Source organism: Dietzia sp. DQ11-71 (assembly GCF_014144995.1).
Classification (GTDB): Bacteria; Actinomycetota; Actinomycetes; order Mycobacteriales; family Mycobacteriaceae; genus Dietzia; species Dietzia kunjamensis.
On sequence record NZ_JAALDT010000494.1, the window covers coordinates 1 to 2,842 of the forward strand.

A 2,842-nucleotide genomic window follows, 5' to 3' on the forward strand; every position below is an offset into this window, starting at 1 on the left:
GCGCAACGCCGCGGCCCGTGGGACGTTCCCAACGGGTGGCGGATCGGCGGGCGCGCCGAGGTGTGGACCCGCCTGGACGCCGGCGCCGGGTCCGACGCGGTCACCGTGGGACTGCGGGGGACCCCCGACGACGCCGAGGTGACCATCACCGACGCCACGATCGGATCCACCGAGGCGCCCGAGGTCTCCTCCCGACATCGTGCGCGGGTCGCCCGGGACGGCGCCTCCCTCCGGCTGACCGTCGACGGCACCCAGCAGCGCTGGACCGTCGTGCGCTCGGCGGACCCCAAGGCCGCCGACACCTTCTGGGTGGCCGGCGACGGCGGGACCTGGGACCTGCGGATGCTCCCGCTCATCGACTCCCGGATCCACGACGCCGGGATGTCGGACGGCCAGATCGTCAGCCCCATGCCCGGTTCGGTGATCGCGTGCTTCGTCGCCGACGGCGACGAGGTCACCGCCGGACAGAACATCCTGGCCGTCGAGGCCATGAAGATGGAACACGCACTGCCCGCGCCGATCGACGGTGTGGTCCGCGTGCACGTCACCACCGGCGAGCAGGTGCCCGCCGACCACCTGCTCGCGACCGTCGAGCCCCACCCCTCCACCGAGGAATCCGAAGGAGAAGGCAATGCCTGAGTTGGAAGAGCACTACGCCGACCTGAAGTCGACGGTCGCGGACTTCGCCGACAAGGTGGTCGCCCCGGCCTCGGCCGAGCACGATCGCAACCACACCTTCCCCTACGAGGTCGTCGCCCAGATGGGCGACATGGGCCTGTTCGGTCTGCCGTTCCCCGAGGAGTTCGGCGGGATGGGCGGCGACTACTTCGCCCTGTCGCTCGCCCTGGAGGAGCTCGGCCGCGTCGACCAGTCGACCGCCATGACCCTCGAGGCCGGCGTGGGCCTGGGCGCCATGCCGATCTACCACTTCGGCAACGACGAGCAGCGCGCCACGTGGCTCCCGGACCTGGCCGCCGGTCGCACGCTCGCCGGCTTCGGCCTGACCGAGCCCGGCGCGGGCTCGGACGCCGGCGCCACCAAGACCACCGCAAAGCGTGACGGCGACGAGTGGGTGATCAACGGCAACAAGCAGTTCATCACCAACTCCGGCACCGACATCACCTCGCTGGTCACCGTCACCGCCGTGACCGGTGTCCGCGACAACGGCAAGAAGGCCATCTCGACGATCATCGTCCCGGCCGACACCCCCGGATTCACCGCGGAGCCCGCGTACGACAAGGTCGGGTGGAACTCCTCCGACACGCACCCGCTGACCTTCGCCGACGCCCGGGTGCCGGCGGAGAACCTCCTCGGCGAGGAGGGGCGCGGGTACGCGAACTTCCTGTCGATCCTCGACGAGGGACGCATCGCGATCGCCGCCGTGGCCACCGGTGCCGCGCAGGGGTGCGTCGACGAGTCCGTGAAGTACGCCCGTGAGCGCGAGTCCATGGGCCGCAAGATCGGCGAGTTCCAGGCCATCGCGTTCAAGATCGCCCGCATGGAGGCCCGCGCCCACACGGCGCGTTGCGCCTACTACGAGGCCGCGCGCCTCATGCTGGCCGGCAAGGAGTTCAAGAAGGAGGCCGCCATCGCCAAGATGATCGCCTCCGAGGCGGCCATGGACAACGCCCGCGACGCCACCCAGATCCACGGTGGCTACGGCTTCATGAACGAGTACCCGGTGGCGCGGCACTACCGCGACTCCAAGATCCTCGAGATCGGCGAGGGCACCACCGAGGTGCAGCTCATGCTCATCGCACGTGGTCTCGGATTATGAGTGATCAGGCTGTAACGATGTCCGAGCAGCGCAGAGAGGTCGTCCAGCGTGGCCTGTGGTTCGAGGAGTACGAGGTGGGGACCGCCTACCTCCACCGCCCCGGGCGCACGATGACCGAGACGGACAACGTCCTGTTCACCACGCTGACGATGAACACGCAGGCCCTGCACCTGGACGCGGCGTGGTCGGCCGAGCAGCCGGGCTTCGGCGGCGAGCGACTCATGAACTCGATGCACACGCTGTCGACGCTCGTGGGACTGTCGGTCGCCCAGCTCACCCAGGGCACGATCGTGGCGAACCTCGGCTTCTCCGAGGTCAGCTTCCCCAAGCCGGTCCTGCACGGTGACACGCTGTACGCGGAGACCGTGTGCACCGACAAGCGCGAGTCGAAGTCGCGGCCGGGCGAGGGCATCGTGACCCTCGAGCACATCGGCCGCAACCAGCACGGCGACATCGTGGCCAGGGCGGTCCGCAAGACGCTGGTCCGCAAGCGGCCGACGGAGTCGGGCCCGGGCGGGGAGGCCACGGCATGACCCCCGCACCCGCCTGGATCCCGCCCGGCCCGGCACTGTTGTTCTGCCCGGCCGACCGGCCGGAGCGCTACGGCAAGGCGGCGGACCGCGCGGACGTCGTGATCGTCGACCTCGAGGACGCCGTCGCACCGGCGGACCGCCCCGCGGCCCGTGAGGCGCTGCGGGCCTCGACACTCGATCCGGACCGGACGATCGTGCGGGTCAACCCGACCGGCACCGACGACCACGTGGCCGACCTCGAGGCCCTGGCCGACACGGACTACCGCTGCGTGATGCTGGCCAAGACCGAGTCCGCCGCGCAGGTCACGGATCTGCACTCGACGACCGGCGCCGCTGTGCTGGCGTTGGTCGAGACCCCGCTCGGGGTCGTCCGCGCGGAGGAGATCGCCGCCGCGCCCGGGTGCGCCGGGATGATGTGGGGCGCCGAGGACCTCCTGGCCGCGATGGGCGGATCGACCAGCCGGTTCTCCTCCGCCGAGGCCGGTGGCCCCCGCGAGGCGGGGGAGTACCGCGACGTGCCCCGTCACGCCCG

At 71.0% G+C, this 2,842-nt stretch carries 4 protein-coding genes; all 4 read left to right on the forward strand.

All coding sequences use genetic code 11. From position 1 onward, the window contains the following. Positions 1 to 639: acyl-CoA carboxylase biotin carboxyl carrier protein subunit (locus tag G6023_RS15190; protein WP_182636309.1), on the forward strand; the 639-nt coding region annotated here is incomplete at its 5' end. Then, positions 632 to 1,777, forward strand: a complete 1,146-nt coding sequence (locus tag G6023_RS15195) for an acyl-CoA dehydrogenase family protein (RefSeq protein WP_182636311.1) — start codon at positions 632 to 634, stop codon at positions 1,775 to 1,777. The genes G6023_RS15190 and G6023_RS15195, both read left to right, overlap by 8 nt. A gap of 17 nt (positions 1,778 to 1,794) precedes the next feature. Next, positions 1,795 to 2,310 (forward strand): MaoC family dehydratase, encoded by a 516-nt coding sequence (locus G6023_RS15200; RefSeq protein WP_067713227.1) that lies wholly within the window; start codon positions 1,795 to 1,797, stop codon positions 2,308 to 2,310. Continuing rightward, on the forward strand, positions 2,307 to 2,842 hold a 536-nt coding region (locus tag G6023_RS15205; protein WP_241727894.1), incomplete at its 3' end, for an HpcH/HpaI aldolase/citrate lyase family protein. The genes G6023_RS15200 and G6023_RS15205, both read left to right, overlap by 4 nt.

Bases quoted from the DNA above. Each gene is read 5' to 3' on its own strand.
- G6023_RS15200 (WP_067713227.1), top strand. From the start codon at position 1,795: ATGTCCGAGCAGCGCAGAGAGGTCGTCCAGCGTGGCCTGTGGTTCGAG.
- G6023_RS15195 (WP_182636311.1), top strand. From the start codon at position 632: ATGCCTGAGTTGGAAGAGCACTACGCCGACCTGAAGTCGACGGTCGCG.